The 16,599-nt window shown below is 51.6% G+C and carries 19 protein-coding genes; 7 read left to right on the top strand and 12 right to left on the bottom strand.

Features of this window, described 5'->3' with window-relative positions; all coding sequences use genetic code 11:
- Positions 1–3: 3 nt before the first annotated feature.
- Positions 4–3,081 carry a Tn3 family transposase gene (locus ACEPPP_RS05845; protein WP_374090103.1) on the bottom strand — a complete coding sequence of 1,026 codons (3,078 nt, stop codon included), beginning with the start codon at positions 3,079–3,081 and terminating at the stop codon, positions 4–6.
- 152 nt (positions 3,082–3,233) lie between these two features.
- Between ACEPPP_RS05845 and ACEPPP_RS05850 the strand changes: the two genes are divergently transcribed.
- Positions 3,234–3,830 (top strand): recombinase family protein, encoded by a 597-nt coding sequence (locus tag ACEPPP_RS05850; protein ID WP_374090104.1) that lies wholly within the window; start codon positions 3,234–3,236, stop codon positions 3,828–3,830.
- Positions 3,831–4,148: 318 nt separating this feature from the next.
- A complete protein-coding gene (locus ACEPPP_RS05855) occupies positions 4,149–4,919 on the top strand; it encodes a hypothetical protein (RefSeq protein ID WP_374090105.1) in 771 nt (256 codons plus the stop codon).
- A gap of 301 nt (positions 4,920–5,220) precedes the next feature.
- Here the strand turns inward: ACEPPP_RS05855 and ACEPPP_RS05860 are convergent, their stop codons facing one another.
- Positions 5,221–5,514 (bottom strand): addiction module antidote protein, encoded by a 294-nt coding sequence (locus ACEPPP_RS05860; RefSeq protein ID WP_374090106.1) that lies wholly within the window; start codon positions 5,512–5,514, stop codon positions 5,221–5,223.
- Positions 5,515–5,523: 9 nt separating this feature from the next.
- Positions 5,524–5,814 carry a type II toxin-antitoxin system RelE/ParE family toxin gene (locus ACEPPP_RS05865; protein ID WP_374090107.1) on the bottom strand — a complete coding sequence of 97 codons (291 nt, stop codon included), beginning with the start codon at positions 5,812–5,814 and terminating at the stop codon, positions 5,524–5,526.
- Positions 5,815–6,117: 303 nt separating this feature from the next.
- Here ACEPPP_RS05865 and ACEPPP_RS05870 point away from each other — a divergent pair, with 303 nt between their 5' ends.
- A complete protein-coding gene (locus ACEPPP_RS05870) occupies positions 6,118–6,501 on the top strand; it encodes a pyridoxamine 5'-phosphate oxidase family protein (protein ID WP_374090108.1) in 384 nt (127 codons plus the stop codon).
- A gap of 182 nt (positions 6,502–6,683) precedes the next feature.
- Here ACEPPP_RS05870 and ACEPPP_RS05875 read toward each other — a convergent pair whose 3' ends face one another.
- Positions 6,684–7,157: a PepSY-like domain-containing protein gene (locus tag ACEPPP_RS05875; protein WP_374090109.1), complete on the bottom strand. Its 474-nt coding sequence runs from the start codon at positions 7,155–7,157 to the stop codon at positions 6,684–6,686.
- A 148-nt stretch (positions 7,158–7,305) separates the two neighbouring features.
- Between ACEPPP_RS05875 and ACEPPP_RS05880 the strand changes: the two genes are divergently transcribed.
- Together ACEPPP_RS05880 and ACEPPP_RS05885 are read left to right on the top strand one after the other, a co-directional pair.
- Entirely contained in the window at positions 7,306–7,626 is a 321-nt protein-coding gene (locus ACEPPP_RS05880) for an ATP-binding domain-containing protein (protein ID WP_374090110.1), read from the top strand.
- Positions 7,627–7,878: 252 nt separating this feature from the next.
- Entirely contained in the window at positions 7,879–8,073 is a 195-nt protein-coding gene (locus tag ACEPPP_RS05885) for a hypothetical protein (RefSeq protein WP_374090111.1), read from the top strand.
- Positions 8,074–8,515: 442 nt separating this feature from the next.
- Here ACEPPP_RS05885 and ACEPPP_RS05890 read toward each other — a convergent pair whose 3' ends face one another.
- From ACEPPP_RS05890 to ACEPPP_RS05915, 6 genes are all read right to left on the bottom strand, one after another.
- Positions 8,516–9,049 carry a hypothetical protein gene (locus tag ACEPPP_RS05890; RefSeq protein ID WP_374090112.1) on the bottom strand — a complete coding sequence of 178 codons (534 nt, stop codon included), beginning with the start codon at positions 9,047–9,049 and terminating at the stop codon, positions 8,516–8,518.
- Between the two features lie 90 nt (positions 9,050–9,139).
- Positions 9,140–9,517, bottom strand: coding sequence for a hypothetical protein (locus tag ACEPPP_RS05895; protein ID WP_374090113.1), 378 nt, complete (start codon positions 9,515–9,517; stop codon positions 9,140–9,142).
- Positions 9,518–9,815: 298 nt separating this feature from the next.
- The gene (locus ACEPPP_RS05900; RefSeq protein WP_374090114.1) at positions 9,816–10,379 is read right to left on the bottom strand and encodes a recombinase family protein; all 564 of its coding nucleotides are present in this window, start codon (positions 10,377–10,379) and stop codon (positions 9,816–9,818) included.
- A 155-nt stretch (positions 10,380–10,534) separates the two neighbouring features.
- Positions 10,535–11,473 carry an AAA family ATPase gene (locus ACEPPP_RS05905; RefSeq protein WP_374090115.1) on the bottom strand — a complete coding sequence of 313 codons (939 nt, stop codon included), beginning with the start codon at positions 11,471–11,473 and terminating at the stop codon, positions 10,535–10,537.
- Complete coding sequence (locus ACEPPP_RS05910; RefSeq protein ID WP_374090116.1) at positions 11,466–12,941, bottom strand: Mu transposase C-terminal domain-containing protein; 1,476 nt, start codon at positions 12,939–12,941, stop codon at positions 11,466–11,468. The genes ACEPPP_RS05905 and ACEPPP_RS05910 overlap by 8 nt, the downstream gene beginning before the upstream one ends.
- A 391-nt stretch (positions 12,942–13,332) precedes the next feature.
- Complete coding sequence (locus ACEPPP_RS05915) at positions 13,333–14,442, bottom strand: PHB depolymerase family esterase (RefSeq protein WP_374090117.1); 1,110 nt, start codon at positions 14,440–14,442, stop codon at positions 13,333–13,335.
- Between the two features lie 42 nt (positions 14,443–14,484).
- Here ACEPPP_RS05915 and ACEPPP_RS05920 point away from each other — a divergent pair, with 42 nt between their 5' ends.
- Positions 14,485–14,691 carry a hypothetical protein gene (locus tag ACEPPP_RS05920; protein WP_374090118.1) on the top strand — a complete coding sequence of 69 codons (207 nt, stop codon included), beginning with the start codon at positions 14,485–14,487 and terminating at the stop codon, positions 14,689–14,691.
- Between the two features lie 72 nt (positions 14,692–14,763).
- Here the strand turns inward: ACEPPP_RS05920 and ACEPPP_RS05925 are convergent, their stop codons facing one another.
- Together ACEPPP_RS05925 and ACEPPP_RS05930 are read right to left on the bottom strand one after the other, a co-directional pair.
- On the bottom strand, positions 14,764–14,985 hold the full coding sequence (locus ACEPPP_RS05925; protein WP_374090119.1) for a hypothetical protein: 222 nt from the start codon (positions 14,983–14,985) through the stop codon (positions 14,764–14,766).
- Positions 14,986–15,044: 59 nt separating this feature from the next.
- Positions 15,045–15,371 (bottom strand): EthD family reductase, encoded by a 327-nt coding sequence (locus tag ACEPPP_RS05930; RefSeq protein ID WP_374090120.1) that lies wholly within the window; start codon positions 15,369–15,371, stop codon positions 15,045–15,047.
- 123 nt (positions 15,372–15,494) lie between these two features.
- Here ACEPPP_RS05930 and ACEPPP_RS05935 point away from each other — a divergent pair, with 123 nt between their 5' ends.
- Positions 15,495–16,367, top strand: coding sequence for a LysR family transcriptional regulator (locus ACEPPP_RS05935; RefSeq protein ID WP_374090121.1), 873 nt, complete (start codon positions 15,495–15,497; stop codon positions 16,365–16,367).
- Positions 16,368–16,599: the final 232 nt, after the last annotated feature.

A 16,599-nucleotide genomic window follows, 5' to 3' on the forward strand; every position in this document is an offset into this window, starting at 1 on the left:
ATATTAAAGGTCGCTATTTCCTTCCACAGACTTACGCCAGAAATCTGGGTCGTTATATCGTGCAGCCAACGCATCGATGTCAACCTTCGCGTTCTCTTCTGTAAATTCAAACTTACCGATCAGATTCACATTTTGCCAGGCGACGGGCGACGTACCCTTGATGATCTCGATAGCATCCCGGTCGCCGGCGGCCAGCTTTTGCTCATACACACGAGACAAGATTAGCGTGTTGTAGTGGATGATGGCGTTGGCAATAAGCCGGGAACACTCGTTCCAGATTTGCTGCTCCGATTCGGTTTTTACCCGGAATTTACCGGAATTGACATAAGAAATCGCTCGTCGCATACGGTGATAAGCCTCGCCGCGATTAAGTGCCTTTTGAATGCGCTGCCTGAGTATCGGGTCATCGATGAAATCAAGAATATGAAGTGACCGACAGATATTGTCCAGTTCCCATAGTGCCTTCTTGGTCTGATTCTGCCGCTTATAACTGGCGAGCTTACGCACGATGGTTGCTTGAGTCACATCTTTTTGTGCAAGGGAAGCCAGAATGCGCTGGATATTCTGCCACTCCTTGCATATTAAGGTATCAAAGGCCTTACGTGATGGTTTAATCAGCACATCACCATAACGGCTTGGGTGCTGGAATCCAACCAGGCTATCAATCTTTTTATGCAGGTCACGATAACGTGGCGAAAATTGGTAGCCGAAGACGCGCAAGATAAAGAAATTCACTTGATTGGTGCCATGCGTGTCCGTCGAATGCCTTTCCGGCTTGATCTCCGTTGTATTGTTGTGCAGGATGTCGAACACGAAATGTGATTCGTGTTCGTGCGTACCGATAATCTTGGCATTAATCGGGACATGATTCATGGCCAAGGTAATGGAGCTTACGCCTTTCTTTAGAGCGAAATACTTGCTGGAGTGTCGGGCGTTGATCGTGTCGATCTGAGTGGCAATGCGCTGGCCATCACTGCTAGAATGCTTCTGATGGTGGATGTCGTACGCTTGGAAAACAGGTAACGCAGCCGTAGCGTTGGAAATGGCGTCATTCGCTGCATGTAGCGTTTCAGCCCGCAGGAAATTGCGCGCCGTGGTCAGCAACGCAGAATGACTAAGTCCTGAGACTTCTGCCATTTTCCATAAGCCCATATTGGTACCCATGGCAACGATACAGGCCAGGATCAGTTTCGGATCGGCATCTTGTTTAATGTAGCGTTCCAAAACGTGGGCAAATGATTTCAAGAATCCTGTTCTTTCAGCGACAAACCAAAGCAGGTCGACCACTCCGATACTTGGCAATTGACCATAGAACGGACTGTTGGTTGGTTCTTCCACGGAAGGATAAACCAACGTCCAGCGACGATTTTCCCCGATACCGGTAATTTTGATATGTTTATTGTCGCCGCTTTCAATGCGCTGGTTCGCTGATTTGTACTTGGCTTCCAGTTCCCGCTTGAGCGCGGCTAACGTATCCTGGATTGGTGTCAACAGAATCGGTGCGCCGATTTCTTGCAATATCGCATCTTTATCCTTATTCCAGCGCTCGGCGTTGATCAGGTCGTCATCAAAGCTGCGAAATTCGTTACTATCCCGAACAAATACGTCACAGGCTTCAAGCGCCTTCCGTAGCTCGCGGTATACCAGGAACTCATAGCGGTCAACCTCTAGGGATTTCTTTTTTTGCTTTTCCGCCCTGGTATACAAAAACCGCTGCAAATTCTTTGCGATGATTCCGGTCGGGAAGTTGGCCGGGTTCACCTGTCGTGGCGTCTTGCCCTGGCGCAGCAGCTCCTGTAGAAATAAAATGGCTTCCAGCAGTGGCTCATCCGACACCAGGCAAACGAAATCGAGGTTACAGAACAAATGCCGTAAATTGAGCTTGAATTTGTGTCGTAGCGTGCCGTAATACGACCATTCAAAAGCGGTTTTATCGAATTCGATGTTGCGCATAAAATCGGATACGACTGGAAAGCTCTCGATGTTGAGCAGGTCGAAAGCCTTTTGCTTGATGGCCGCAAACGGTGTTTCATCAGGGATTGAAGCGTCGATGAACAATTCCAGAACTTGGCCTGCCGCCTGTAGATTCGCGCCGGCCTCGATGATTGCTTGCTGCATGGCCTCATCGGCGGCAAGTTTAGCTTGTTTCTCGTATTGGCCAATGAGATATATCAGGGCATCGATCAAATTATCGTTGATTTGCCGAAAACGATGAAAGGCGAAACACAGCAAATACAGGCGTGTTGTGGGTTCCGCCATGCGCCGCAGCTTATAGACGGAGTAGAACGGAACCAATGATGCGTAGTATTTTACACTTTCATTGGACAGGCCGGCCGTACCCAGAAAGCTTTGCCCGAATTCATACAGCGGCTGGAAAAATTTGCGGCGGTCAACCTCCTGGCGTAACTCGCGGTAACTGAAATCCTTAGGCTCGTGCTTGAGTAAGCTGATGCGGTACATGCCTTCCTCAGACTCAAGCAAGGCTTCGAGTTGCTTATCGACATCCGGCGTCATGGCTTTTTCCAGTAAGCCCGTAATCCGCCGACGTTCGCCAGTCACAACTCGGCTCACCATGTCCTGTAGATAGGTGTAACCTGGAGCAACTAGGCGTTGGTTCGTAAGATATTGTAAGGTTTCGCGTAGGATGTAAATCGGCTGTGTCGACAGCATGGCGACGCGCTGCGCTTTCTGTTCCAGTGCTGCCTTGGCCGCACTGTCACATAGGCGATAGTCGAATAACTGGAGGATGATCTGCTGCTGTTCGAGCCGGGTCGGCTTGGAAATCGTTTTGATTTTATCTAATGCCTGATCGGGGAAATACCGCTGGAGAATATAGTGTAGATCGTCGAGCACGGCCTCCGGCCCGTAAACAAAGAACTGTTGCTTGGCCTTGAAATAACCGATTTGAAGTATTAAATGGACTGCCGACGAGCGGGTATGAACGGCGTCGACGGCTTTCTGTTCAACTGCACTTAAATCGAAGAAGAGACAGCGGTCGTCGTCGCTGAAACGAGGCAACCCGTAAAGATCATCGATTTCACTTTTCGTCAGGATAGACAGGCGACGCGAATTGACGTTCATTCGGCACCGCTTTTCTGCGAGTGCAGAAAGTACACTTTTTGCACTCTACGTTTACCCATCCTTTCCAATTTCAATTCCTTTAATTTTGAGTGCAGAAACCTTTGCCAAAATCATAATGCATTTAACTCTGCTATGTGTTAACTTTTTGCACCATGCAAACCAATACGACTATGCCATTTCATCGAATCGGCTATGCCCGAGTCAGCAGTATCGGCCAAAATCTGGATTCTCAAATTGATGCGCTGCAAAAAGCGGGGTGCGGCAAAATATTTTCCGACAAGATGACCGGCTCGCACATGGATCGTCCCGGCTGGGATCAGCTTTTAGAATATGCTCGCCCAGGCGATACCTTGGTCGTCAGCGAATTAAGCCGAATGACGCGCTCTTTGATGGATTTACTGACAACGGCAAAGGTGCTGGAACAGCGGCAAATTAATTTAGTGTCATTGCGGGAAAATATCGATACCACCACGGCTACTGGCCGTTGTTTCTTGTCGATGATGGGAGCTATTCACCAAATGGAGAGGGAGCTACGCTCTGAGCGGGCGGCAGCAGGTCGTTCATCCGCTAAGGCGCGTGGCAAAACGGGTGGAAGGCCTAAAACTGACCCTGCAAAATTGGAAAATGCCAGAATCCTATACGAAAACTCGGACAAAACCGCCGCCGAAGTTTGTGAGATTGCCGGCGTTGGGAGACGAAAATTCTTCTCCTACGTCGCAGAAAAACGCAATGGTTCTGGTAAAACGTAAAATTGCATTGAGCTGTTGATTCAAACGAAAAACCGAGTTAGCGCCCAAGATAAGGCGCCAATGACTTTATATGGATCAGTCTGGCGGGCAACACCCGATCCAAATCTGCTGGATATGCTATTTTTATGAACGACAGCAATCCGGCCTTTACCAGTCGTTAATCAATGGAGCATGTTGATGCAATACAGACCTAGTAAATTTCTTACGGCTCAATTCTGCGCTTTTGAATTCCTACCGCTACGCTCCATCACCGGTTGTTACTTCCAACGTTAGGAGTCTATGAACATAATCGACAACTTAACTGAATAAGGCATAAAGATGAGTGCTTGGGGTGTTGGAATACTACAAGATGATACCGTTTCGGACATTGTTGGATTCGTCAAGGATCGCATCAAGACTGGTGAATCCGTTGCCATTGCGACTAATTCTGCGTTTTCACATTTCTCAGAACTTGAAAATGACGAAGATGATGCTCCTTTATTATGGCTCGCGCTGGCCCATGTACAATGGACTTACGGAATTCTCGAAGATCGTATCCTTGCAAGAGTTCGCAAAGATTTACAGTTGGGAAATGGTCTTGGGCGCTGGAGCGATGATTCCAAAGCTCTGGCAAAAAGAAAGGAAGTGCTTACCAAGTTCTTCAATAAAATTGCTAAACCCAAGCCAAAACCTTCGCCACTGCCGCGACTTATTGTCAGAAAGGCTCCTTTCAAGGCTGGGGATTGCTTATCAATTCTTCTCGACGACGGTCGTTACACGGCAGCACTTGTGTTAAGAGCAGACAATACCAACCCTGAGTATGGCATGAATCTAGTTGCAAGCCTTGACTACTTAGAAGCTGAGCCGCCGTCACTGGAGTTCTTTGAGCTGAGAAAGTGGCTGATTAAGTCACATGGAAATTGGAAAAATGAACAAGAGATTAGCTGGTATCAGACTGTCCGCTTCAAGGAAGCAAGTAAACGCATTAGCATTGTTGGCTCTATCGATGTGCGCCCAAGTGATCCACATGACTCCCGCTTTTATTCAGGGTGGAAGATCCTTGGTACGCAAATTACTCTATGTCGTGAGCATGCGGCAAAAATCCTCTAAGCCTTTACTGAACCACGTCCATGGCATTGTGAGCCTATAGGGAAAAACGCGTTAAGATGCGGAGATTTGTAGGCTACTGCCGTCAATTGCATTGATATGGTACACAGGCCCGTTAAGCCAAGACGAAAGCATATCCTCACTTTGAATGGCTGGTATAGAGCTTTCAGCAGCCAGTAGCTTTAAAAGCGCGATCGACGGCAAATGGCCGGGGGTTGTGCATCAGTCTGCTCAAGAAAGCCCGTAAGCGAATTATATTAGCTGCTAACGTACGTTTTCGTCACGTTGGATTTCAATCCCAAGATCAGGCCGGATCTGCATGCAGATGAATGCCTAATGCCTTCGTTACCTTGAGGATCGTATCGAAACTGGGAATGTGCTCGCCGTCCAGGGATCGATACAGGCTTTCGCGGGAAAGCCCTGTCTCTCGGGCAATCTGCGACATACCTCGTGCACGGGCAATATCGCCAAGTGCCTTGGCTATAAAGGCCGCATCGCCGTCGGCCTCCTCAATGCAGGCATCCAGATAGGCCGCCATTTCTTCGGTGGTTCTCAAGTGCTCCGTTACATCGTAGCGACTGATAATAGTTTTTGTCATTGCGTTATCCTACACATTACGGGCAAGTTCTTGAGCGGTTTTAATATCAGCATCCTGTGTGCTTTTATCGCCACCGGCCAACAAAATGACGATTTCGTTGCCGCGTCGCGTGAAATACACCCGATAACCGGGACCATAGTCGATGCGCATTTCCGATACACCTTCGCCTACTGACTTCACGTCACCCGGATTGCCGGAGGCCAGACGTTCGACCCTGGCCAAAACTCGTGCACGAGCACGAATGTCACGAAGATTGTCCAGCCATCTGGCATAAACATCGGTTTTCTTTATATCGACCATGCTTTAATTGTAGCCTATCGGCTACGTTTGTCAATAGACTGACGGGCGCTTGCGCACTCGGGCAAACGTAAGGGCTCGTGTTGAAATGGGTAATAGTGCGAGTGGATTATGTGCCAGATAACATGGTGGAAAATAAAGCCATGTGCATACCGGCCTATTAGATATTGCTAATTTTTACCTTTTCGAGGGGATGGGCAAAAATAGCCATGACAATATTTATGCCGAACGCACTAAAAGCAGGCTCTGAAACATTGATAATGTCTGGTGTTCCAGGCTTTCAAAGTAAATGATCGAGGTATTCGTATGAGCGAGGCGCTTCCTATTGATCAGCTGCGCGCGGAAAGCGCGCGGTTCGGCAACCACCCTTATCTGTTGACTCAGGGCGGCGACGGCCGGCCCCATGCGGTGGTCGTGTCGATCGAATGGCTGGGAGATCGCATTTTAACGAACGCCGGCACGCGCAGCGCTGCCAACGTCGCCGCTCGTCCGTTGCTCAGCCTGCTGTGGCCGCCGATCGAGGCCGGGGGCTACAGCCTGATTATCGACGGCGATGGGTACCTGATCGGCAGCGGTTCCGATGCGCGAATCAGCATCACGCCGACGCGCGGCGTGCTGCATCGCCCCGGCACATCGACGGCCTCCGCGGCGCGCGGGTGCGGCTCGGACTGCATCCCCTTGCTCGGCTGAAGTAAGATTATTCCTGGTCGGAATCGTGGTGCAGTTTTGGCTTAGGCCGGGGGATAGGGCGGTGGAATTGTCTCTGGCGGGCAAGTCCCCGGCTGATGGCGTGCCGGGGGCGTCGGAAGATTGTTTTGAAGGTAATTCGAGCTTCTATGGCCAATTGGGGCTGTGTTGCAAATGGGTATGCTTCAGTCCTTCTCGGTTTTCAAGATTTTACCGGCAGCATCCACTTCTAATTCGAATTTATCTTCTCCCGTTTTGATATTTACTTCATAGCCAGTGAGAGTCCCATCGGCTTTCATCAATTTTTCAGCTTCCTCGATTTTGGCTTTGGGATGCTCTTTCTTGATGGCGTTGGTAACCGCTTCGGGCAGCGCACTAACGTCGATTTCCTCTTCTTTCTGTAACAGCATGCCATCAGCGCTATACATGACTTCGTATTCCTTACCGTTGTCTTTGTACTCCACCTCATAGGATGCTTTGCCTTCGAACATTTCTTCTTCGAATTCCACGTCCTTGGCATTAGGGTATGATTTTTCAAAGGCATTGAGCACGGCTTTAGGCACTTCGTTTTTTCTCAGCTCTTTTTCGCCTGCGTTCGCTTGGTTCAATATCGTCAAAAAAGCAGCGAAAACAACGGTTATCATGTGTTGGTTCTTCATAAATACTCCCTCATTTGTATTGTGAGGATAATTTGACTGGCATTTGTTGTTCGTGTTCAACCGGCGCATAAGCAATGCTAACGCCCTAAACTCCTTCCAACTTGCGTGGCAAGCACTATAATCGTGCAACTTCGATTGCCAGTCGCCCATGAGCCAGCATGACGGCCGGCTGGTCGAGTACGAATTCAACGAGCTGGACGAGATCAGCTTGGCCTACGCGACTAGCATTCACAAAAGCCAGGGCTCGGAATACCCGGTCGTGGTGATTCCGCTGGCCATGCAGCATTACATGCTGTTGGAGCGGAACCTGCTTTACACCGGCGTGACGCGGGGGAAAAAGCTAGTCGTCATCGTCACACAGCCGAAGGCCCTGGGTATGGCGGTGAGGACGCAAAGGTCGCAGAAGCGGCTGACGAATTTGGTTGCGCGACTGCGGTCAGAAATTATGTCGGGGGGAATAGCCGTGTAGTTTTGGTTCTGGCGGAAAACTCGTTAAATTTCAGTGCTCCACTGTTTTTCCATTTTCCCAGTAGTTTCCAGGGAAATACTATCGGATTACAAATCCGCATACACATAGAACGCAACGTCGAAAGACGGGCAGGATGTGTGAAGTAGGCCCACCTGCGCGCCGGTTGTCCTACTTCACTTCCCTTATTCGCATGGGTTGCTCAACGGGAATCCTGCTCTGCGAGGCACCGGCTGCCGCCGGAATTAAAAGCGATTGAACCTATGGAAAAAGCAAAGCCTATTACCTGGAAAAAACAGTCCGCGGATCAAAGTATATTGCCTCCCAGAAGAGAAACAGCAGATTGAGCGCAACGCGAAACGCGTCGGACTTGCCCTATCGACGTACCTATTGACCTTTGGCATTGGCTACGAGCCCAAGGGCGTCGTCGGGAGAAGATTGACGAACTGATGCGGAGTAACGGCGATTTATGACGGTTTTGAGGCTTGCTTAGAAAATTACACATCAGGACTGTAATTTTCTAAATTATTTGGCGTAGATTTTTTGGAATTATTTGGCGCATCAGGATGTAATCTTCTACATTATTTGGCGTAGATTTTTTGGCATTATTTGGCGCATATGGGCCAGACACAGAAAGCGAAAAATTGTACGTTGAGGGGTGTAAGCCGGAACCCCAGAAAATTTTGTTCCTTGGTGTTCATTCCGATCAAAACAGCCCGGCATTCCGACTAACAAGCTCAGCCATATTTTGAACGCTGGAGATCGGCCAAAAGCGGGCGATGAAAGAGTTTAAATGAATGGTGCGTCAATCTCGTAAAGCCGCCAGTCATAACGCGCAGCTTCATCCGCAGTCCCGAAGCGGAGTGAAGGGGCCGTCGGGCGGAAGCATCGGTTAGGCGCTGCGCCGAAAAATGCCAACAAACCCAGCCGCCACCAGAAACACGCTACTTGGCGCGAATGCGAGGCCATAGCCGGACATGCCAATAGCGGCTTGGCCTGCCAGCACGAATGCGCAAATTGCGAACACCACCGCACGAACTCGAAGGCGCATACAGCCTAGCGGAACGAGCGCGAACACTACTGGAATGGTGAATAGCGGTATTACCTGTGGACCATTAACTTGCACGAAGGTGGCCGACGACTCGGAGGCGGTGCAGGGTGAAAGCAGAGGCGTGTCCCCCGATGCGTTACCTGACACTGAAATGGATGCAGAACAGCTGATACTGGTATAAGCGGGAAGGACGAACAGCCCTAGGCTACCCAAGAGCGCTGCAATCAGGGCAAGCCACAGCAACTGGCGCTCAAGGTGCAGCGCGGGCACGGCAAAGGGCCCGCGTTCGAAACGCGTCAGGCGTATAAGCGCGGCGAGCAACAGAGCCACACTGCTCACGATGCCAAGTAACGCCAATAGCCATAAGACGATCATGGTATGTCTGTGCCATTACACCCAACGTTTGAATTCAGCGGGCGGCAAAAAGCGAAGCTTTTGTCGGTCCGCTGAAATGCTTTGTTTGGCCTATGCGGTGACACCACTGATATCCTCAATCGCAATGTGTTTCTCTTCTCCCTTCCCGCTGACGATGAGTTCGAAAAGAACAGCAGTTCCTTCGGCAATAGGCACAATACACTCCACTACCGCAAACAATCCAGTACTGTTCGGCTTGAAATACTTAACCGCAATTGATTGAGGCTCGTCAGGTATTACTTTATGCGGCGATGCCGCAGCCTTTAAAAAATCGACTTCGAGAGCTACTGCGGGCTCACGATCATATGCAAGAGCATAGCCAAACCGATTTGCCAATCCAGAGTAATCGTGGCGTTGGAGCATCGCACACGCTTCCTCGCCAAATGCTGTGAGAGCTTTTTGATTTGTTTGAGAAGGGAGGAGCTTCATTCCGGTGCACAACAAGGAACTAGATAGTTAACCGTATATCTGCCTGGAAATGATCTTCCACACGATAATCTATTGATCAGCAAATGATTTTCCTCTCCGTCTATCATCGGTGACAAGTAATAATGGCCGGTAATGATCAAATTACTGTCATTGAATCAGATGGAGCGATAGACCGCAATGGGTAGTTTGCGAATCCTCGACCCGTAACGTAAGCAACCCGGCTCATAGAATTGTCGTCACATGCGTTTATCTGCTAATGCCCATTTCTCACGAATCCTTATGGTCACCCAAGAAAGCCTCAGGGTTCGACTTTCTTGCCTCGGGTGTAGCGATAGAAGGTGGTTCGGGCAATGCCCAGCGTCTTACAGATCGCCGCAACGCTCTGGCTGGGGTCGTCCCGCAATGCCTGAGCCATACGCCGTTTATCTTCACTGAGCAACCTCGGCCGTCCGCCATGCCTCCCGCGCGCTCGGGCGGCCTTGAGGCCTGCGCGTGTGCGCTCCCGGATCAGGGTGCGCTCAAACTCCGCCAGGGCCGCGAAGATATGGAAGACCAACTTTCCTCCGCTCGTGGTCGTATCAACGGCTTCGGTGACGCTCTGAAATCCAACGCCCAGGGCCTCGAGCTGCTCAACCGTTTCAATCAGGTGTTTGAGCGAGCGGCCAAGTCGATCCAACCGCCAAACCACAAGGGTATCGCCAGGACGCAACGCTTCGAATAGGCGAAGCAGTTCCGGCCGGTCCACTTTGCCGCCGGATTCCTTTTCTTCGTACACGCGCTCGCATCCCGCCAGCCGGAGGGCATCTCGCTGCAGATCAAGGTTCTGGTCATCGCTGCTGACCCGTGCATAACCAATTTTCATCGCACAAGTGTACCATAAGTCAATGCTTTGTCGAATGTTTCGGAATATTGATAGAGGTACGGATTGTGGAACAGAAAGCGGCTAAAATCAGGCCGATTTTCGTCTTGTTTCAGCCCAGGCTTGCCAGTGTTCCATAAAAGAACGTTTTTGGTACGCTATCCGGTATGCCCGATCACGAGACTCTCTCGGGCCGCTTCCACCGCCTGACGGGTTACCTGCGGCAGTTCGTTGATCATCACGATGCGCTCAGTCTGTGCCAGGAGTCGGCCGAGCAGACGGAAGTTGCCGCCCGTCATCCGCACGATGGCGGCTGTCGTCTCCTCATCCAACGGCGGAAGACGAACGCCGGGCGGTGTCCACGACGCGGCCAGAAGGCGACGCACCTCCGTCGCACTGAGTGGACGGAACTCGTGAACAAAACCGATGCGGGAATAGAATTGCGGATAACGTGCCAGGCGTTTCTCTATCCCTGGCATACCGATGAGGATCAGTCCGATTTGGCTGCGGTCGAAGCTATCGCGAAGGGTTTCTAAACCCGCCATCTTAAGTCGATCGGCTTCGTCGACCAGCACCAGAGTGGTCGGATCAGCAATGGCTTTTTCGCGTTGCACGCAGAGTCGAGCCTGCTCGTCGTAAGCCGGCGCCTCTGGCGGCGGCTTCTGCTCACCGAACAGGTTAAACCAGTCTCCATCTGCAAAATACGCGTCCCTGGCTTCCTCATAGCGGTCCCGCTGTTGGTCCAGCATTGCCTTATGCTCTCGAAGGATCGGTTCACGGACAATCTGGAAGAGATGATTGCGTGCCTGCGCGAGATCCGCCTCGATACTCTTGGGGGTACTGGTCACCGATACGGTATAAAGAAGCGTATCGGGTTGGCCTGTAGCGAGGAGGGTCTTTAGTTCTTCGTCCGGAATGGTATAAATATTCACGTCTCGGATCGTGTCCCACCGAGCGTAATGGCGTGCCGAGAGTGTCTTACCGACACCGGGAGCCCCATAACACAAACCCACATAACGGTAACGGCGGCAGGCTTCGCAGAACTCGGCGAAGCGCCGATATTCCAAAGTCTCAACGAAATGCGCCGGGTCATTCATTAAGGTAGCGGCGCAGGGCGGGCTGTTCGCGCGCTTCGCCGTCAGAAGGCGGGCACTCGGTGTTTGCCGAAGGCACACTGTGGCTGCTGCCTTGCTTCAGTTCCAGCAAAGTGTCAACCGTTTTCTTGCGGTCCTGCAACAGCGTGCGCAATTCATGGCGGCGCTGATTCCGCGCCCGCACGACCTCGCGCAACGGGATGGTTTCGCCGGCCAGCTCGGGACAAATGGCCCGGCACAGGAAACGCCCCTGATGGAAGATACGCACCTCGGCCACGTCCCGCGGATCATAGCGCAGCATCATCGATTCGCCCACGAAGGCGGCGAGGGTCGTGTCGATATAGCGCAACCCTTGGAAATGAATGCCGTCGGGATGCACCTTGCGTGCTTTGGCGACCGTCAGCAACAGAAGATCCAGTTGTTCCAGTGAATCGGGCAGGCGGGGCAAGAAGCCCTCCTGTTCCCAGCGCGCTTGAGGGGCAATACCCGTTTCGCTGTGCTTCCGGAGATGGTAGTTGCCCAGAATAAAGTCCCTCAGCCGCGCATCCAACTCCGGCAGCGTCAGCGTCGGCTGACCGCAGACACCGCCGCCTTCCGGCGTGTAGCCGGGAAGGCCGGACAAAAACATCGAATTGATCACCCCGAAAAAGCGTTCGATGCGACCTCTGCCGCGGGGTTTGCCGGGCGTCGAGAAAACAAGCTGCATCTTGATGTCCGCCGCGACTTGCGCCAGATGGTGCGAAGTGAAATCGCTGCCGTTGTCGGTATAGAGTATGTCGGGAATGCCGCACACATGCCATTTCGCATCCTCTTTACGCCAGATCGCTTGGTGCAGCGCAAGCGCCGTTTGGATCGCCGAGGGCGCTTCGAAATAGAGGAAGTAACCCGCGATGGCTCGACTGTAATCGTCAATGATCACGGTCAACCACGGCTTGGCGGCCTTTCCCTTCTCGCGCCGGATCAAAATGTCGAGTGGCGTGTGGTCGGCTTGCCAGATGGCATTAGGCCGTTCGGCTTCGCGGCGATGGACGAGTTCAAAGGCGTCGGCATAGGCCTTTGAGCCCTCATGGGCCAGCATGACCAGATCCGCGGGAAGTTGGCGAACGATAGCATAGACGACCGCGTAACTGGGAGGCTCCTCATTCTGCTGTACGGCAAGGCGATAGACCTGACGATAAAGCGTGGCGATAGGAAGCGGCGGCTTCTGGAGCGCTAAGCCCTCCACAACTTTATGCATCTGGGGCGAGAGGGAACGCCGGGTACCGCGATCCGTGCGCCCTTTTCGTGCCAACGCAGCCAGTCCAAAGCGTTGATAGAGAGCCACCCAGCGTTGAGCCGTCCGGTAGGGAATGCCCGCGTTGCGGGCCACAAGTGTCAGCGGAACGCCGGCCGTCAGGTGCGGCTCAAGTATACGAAACCGCGCCAACGCTTTTTGACGATCCGCTTCTGATAAGGTAGACAGTTCGCTCATCGATATCCTGTCCGCTTGCTACAGATGGGCAGTATACGCCAAATAATTCAAAACAAAGATACGCCAACTCATGTAGAAAATTACAGCAGATCTGTAATCTTCTACATTATTTGGCGCATGAGAGGGGGACCGTAAGGATTCCTTCGTAAATGAGTAACATCCCTAATTTTGTTACATCTGGACTGTCACGCCTTTGGTTCCAACTAAGAACGCTGTAATCAATTGAATCAATAAAAACAGCAAACCCAGCACCAGTAATATTTTTTTAACGTCTTTCATAACCTTACACCCCTCTGATCTTAACGAAGACCGATATAAAATGTTATCCGTCTGCTCATTCTAAAAGCATCAATCGAAGAAATCCCGATAAAAGTGAAGGAGTTGATTTCGTCTAGTCAGTTTTCACGGCTTTGAAAAACTCGATCATCGCTTTGTTTCTTCCTGGCCATTCGGGATGCGGGCCGCTGCCTTCGCAATACCAGGTTTGCACGCCATTTTTACAACCGCTGTAAGCCACGCAACCTTCTACGCCTTGGACGGGGGCGGTATGGGGTAAAGGTTGGCCGATTTTCAGATCTTTGGCTTTTTGTTCAAGTTCGTGCCGGTAATAGCTTTCCCAGCGCATGGGCTTGCCGGATAAGGATTTACGGTCCTCCAGGTTGTACTTTTTGGTGGTGCATTGATTGCAGTTCGCCCACCATTCAATCGCCTCTTTCCCATAATTCGGGAACAGCTTGTCGCGGCGACTGTGCATCATCATGACCGGTATGGGCTTCACGCAATTGCGGTCTGTCAGATCATCCCCACGAATGCCCACCGCGCTGGGCGCGATGGCGGCGGGTATATGCTTGGTGCCGTTGAAAAAGGCGATAGCCATCGTGGTTGTGCCGCCGTCGGAGTGTCCGGTCAGAAAAACCCTCTTGCTGTCGATGCACCATTTTGCTGCAACCGCTTTGGGTATTTGGGCCAGACGCACCGCCTCTTCAGGCGATAACCTGCGGTGATCCGCATACGCGATGATAAAACCTGCTGCCGTGGCTTCCCAGGTCAAATGGGTAAATTCTTCGGCTTCTTCCCGATCCCTGCCGGCCGGCGCATACACCACCAGTAAAGGATGGGCGACGGTATCTTTATAATTGGTGGGTGTCCTGACTGAAAAACGAATGCCGTCATCCGTTTTTTCCTCGTCGCTGGCACCGGCCGAGCCCGGTTTCGAGCCAGGTTGACAGCCTGCCGCAGAGAGGCGATCGGTATAGTCTGCTGCCGCCGGGATCACGTCTTCCTTGGCCGCTTCCACAGCCCCTTCGTCGACGGAAAAATAGGTTTTGCTCGCGCCGGTAAAGCCTGCCATGAACAGACCTGCAGCCAACACGAAAGTCATCAGGGGGTCCGGCTGTTTGCCGCGCCACCTAAGCCATTCGGGTTTGAACAAACCCACCAACAAAACCACGGGCGCCGAAATAATCAATACTCTAAAAAAGAACAGGAGGAGTGTGCTCATCGGTTTACCTCGTCGGTTGACCGTAGTCAAACGAAACAATTAATGAAGAAGGCCGACCCGTACCGGCCCGGTCACCGGCAACAGCGGGGTCGAGTCGGCTATGGTTTTATCGATGCCAATCCCTATGGCCAGCCGATTCATGCCGTTGACGACCGCGCACAGGCCAATTACGTCAAGAAAGCGGCGTTCGTCCCACCCTGCCTCAAAAATGGCCTTAACATCCGCCTGAGAAATCCGTTGCGGGGTTAATGTCAGTTTTTTTTACCAAATGCAGGATCGGCTTTAATTTCGCCTCCCCATTCGCCCCGTCAATGTCGGCTTTTATGGGCCGAAGACGACCGCTTCACCCCCTAATGGCATGGCTGAACGCTGATGCGTCTGATAGCAGAACGCCGACTGGTTGAGTTCCGAGATGTAGGTGACCAGAAGTTCACCCATCCCACTGTCTTGCGGCGAAAAACTCGCCTTGACGTTTTCCAACAGCTTCCACCACAGGATGCCGCTTCGGGGATATTGGGCCAGTAAATCGGCCAGTGTGGCCATCTCCGGACTTGAAGGCAGGTAAGACATAAGAATCCTGGGAACCATTCGCGGTAGTCCGCTTAAAAAATGAAGGTTTCGACTTCCGCAATCAGGAATAAAGGAGGACCCCCGCTCGAGATTTCGATCGCATGCGCTGCCGTTTCCTGGCCTCCGGGTGAACTCAGGCAGTCTTCCAGCGCCTTCATGGAGGGAAAATACACTTCCGCGATCCGGTGATAAGGCGCCTGCTCCCGTCCCGGTGCCGAGGTAATCAAGTTGGCGTCAAAACGGATTTTTCCGGCCAGTTTTTCGACCGCCATCGGCACATGTTCCTCAGCGTAGCGGCGTTCGAACACGGTCACATCGGCAGGTGTGGGATACATGACTATTAATTTTGCAGCGTTCATCGCTTCTCCTTTCATAGCATTTGTTTATGATGGCGGCCATAATAGGTTAGAAATACAAGGCTTGTATAATACAAACTTTCTATGAAAGAATAGGTTTTAGCTATACTGATCTGAGCGAGGCTTATGGAACTGCACCAAATCCGTTATTTCTTGGCGGTCTGCGACCACGGCAGTTTTACCCGCGCCGCCCAATTCAGCTATATTTCGCAGCCGTCGTTGACCCAGGCCATCAAAAAGCTGGAAGATGAATTAGGCGGTGAATTGTTCACCCGGGACCGTTCAGGGTGTTTATTGACGCCGCTCGGCCGTATGGTCGAGCCTAATTTACGGAAAATATACAAAGAAACCTTGGCCACCAAGGCCGAGGCGATCCGCTTTACCCGGTTGAACAGTGTTCCGCTGCGGATAGGCATGATGGAAACCGTCGGCGCCCAACGGTTAGGTCCTGTCTTTGCCCATTACCGACAAGAATTTCCCCATATCGAATTTGAACTGATTATCGGCATGGAGGCCGATTTGCTGAAGCAACTGGAAGCGGATTTGCTGGATTTGGTGATCAGCGCCCCGACTCAACTCTTGGCACCGCCGTTTGAGTCAACGCTGCTGTATACGGAACGCTACGTCGTGGCTTTTCACAGCAGCCACCGTTTTAATCGCCTGTCCCGGATCGAATTGAAAGACATACAAGCGGAAGCGTATCTGGATCGGCTCAACTGCGAATTAAGGGAAAAACTCAAGGCAGTCTGCCAGGATCATGAGATCAACCTCTACGCTTCTTATCGAAGCAACAGCGAAGACTGGATCATCAACCTGATCCGCGCCGACCTTGGCGTCGCCTTGATGCCGGAGTATACCTTGCCTTTGAACGCTCAAGACGTGCAGTGCCGCTATTTAGCCAATCCTGAAATCAGCCGCCAGATTTATGCCATCTGCTTGCCGCAAAGCCGCAAAAAAGCCGACATTAAGGCGTTGCTTGCAAGCTTATCCTATCTTTAACTGATTTCTTGAACTCGGTCTCCAGTCAAAGTTTGGCGACAGCTTTCCAGAACTCTAATGCTCCGCCTCCGACAGCCGATAGAGGTCTTTTCTATCGCGACATCCCAGGCAAGCAGATCGAATCCTGATACGCCACATAATGCCAAAAAATCTACGCTAACTCATGTAAAACATTACACTGATGCGCCAAATAATTCCTAAATCTCTACGCCAAATAATTTAGAAAATTACA

The sequence above is a fragment of the Methylomicrobium lacus genome (assembly GCF_041897535.1).
Taxonomy (GTDB): Bacteria; Pseudomonadota; Gammaproteobacteria; order Methylococcales; family Methylomonadaceae; genus Methylomicrobium; species Methylomicrobium lacus_A.

What these genes read in the sequence shown, in the direction of transcription:
- ACEPPP_RS05845 (WP_374090103.1), bottom strand. Translation starts at nt 3,081, where the DNA reads ATGAACGTCAATTCGCGTCGCCTGTCTATCCTGACGAAAAGTGAAATC.
- ACEPPP_RS05850 (WP_374090104.1), top strand. Translation starts at nt 3,234, where the DNA reads ATGCAAACCAATACGACTATGCCATTTCATCGAATCGGCTATGCCCGA.
- ACEPPP_RS05855 (WP_374090105.1), top strand. Translation starts at nt 4,149, where the DNA reads ATGAGTGCTTGGGGTGTTGGAATACTACAAGATGATACCGTTTCGGAC.
- ACEPPP_RS05860 (WP_374090106.1), bottom strand. Translation starts at nt 5,514, where the DNA reads ATGACAAAAACTATTATCAGTCGCTACGATGTAACGGAGCACTTGAGA.
- ACEPPP_RS05865 (WP_374090107.1), bottom strand. Translation starts at nt 5,814, where the DNA reads ATGGTCGATATAAAGAAAACCGATGTTTATGCCAGATGGCTGGACAAT.
- ACEPPP_RS05870 (WP_374090108.1), top strand. Translation starts at nt 6,118, where the DNA reads ATGAGCGAGGCGCTTCCTATTGATCAGCTGCGCGCGGAAAGCGCGCGG.
- ACEPPP_RS05875 (WP_374090109.1), bottom strand. Translation starts at nt 7,157, where the DNA reads ATGAAGAACCAACACATGATAACCGTTGTTTTCGCTGCTTTTTTGACG.
- ACEPPP_RS05880 (WP_374090110.1), top strand. Translation starts at nt 7,306, where the DNA reads ATGAGCCAGCATGACGGCCGGCTGGTCGAGTACGAATTCAACGAGCTG.
- ACEPPP_RS05890 (WP_374090112.1), bottom strand. Translation starts at nt 9,049, where the DNA reads ATGATCGTCTTATGGCTATTGGCGTTACTTGGCATCGTGAGCAGTGTG.
- ACEPPP_RS05895 (WP_374090113.1), bottom strand. Translation starts at nt 9,517, where the DNA reads ATGAAGCTCCTCCCTTCTCAAACAAATCAAAAAGCTCTCACAGCATTT.
- ACEPPP_RS05900 (WP_374090114.1), bottom strand. Translation starts at nt 10,379, where the DNA reads ATGAAAATTGGTTATGCACGGGTCAGCAGCGATGACCAGAACCTTGAT.
- ACEPPP_RS05905 (WP_374090115.1), bottom strand. Translation starts at nt 11,473, where the DNA reads ATGAATGACCCGGCGCATTTCGTTGAGACTTTGGAATATCGGCGCTTC.
- ACEPPP_RS05910 (WP_374090116.1), bottom strand. Translation starts at nt 12,941, where the DNA reads ATGAGCGAACTGTCTACCTTATCAGAAGCGGATCGTCAAAAAGCGTTG.
- ACEPPP_RS05915 (WP_374090117.1), bottom strand. Translation starts at nt 14,442, where the DNA reads ATGAGCACACTCCTCCTGTTCTTTTTTAGAGTATTGATTATTTCGGCG.
- ACEPPP_RS05920 (WP_374090118.1), top strand. Translation starts at nt 14,485, where the DNA reads ATGAAGAAGGCCGACCCGTACCGGCCCGGTCACCGGCAACAGCGGGGT.
- ACEPPP_RS05925 (WP_374090119.1), bottom strand. Translation starts at nt 14,985, where the DNA reads ATGGCCACACTGGCCGATTTACTGGCCCAATATCCCCGAAGCGGCATC.
- ACEPPP_RS05930 (WP_374090120.1), bottom strand. Translation starts at nt 15,371, where the DNA reads ATGAACGCTGCAAAATTAATAGTCATGTATCCCACACCTGCCGATGTG.
- ACEPPP_RS05935 (WP_374090121.1), top strand. Translation starts at nt 15,495, where the DNA reads ATGGAACTGCACCAAATCCGTTATTTCTTGGCGGTCTGCGACCACGGC.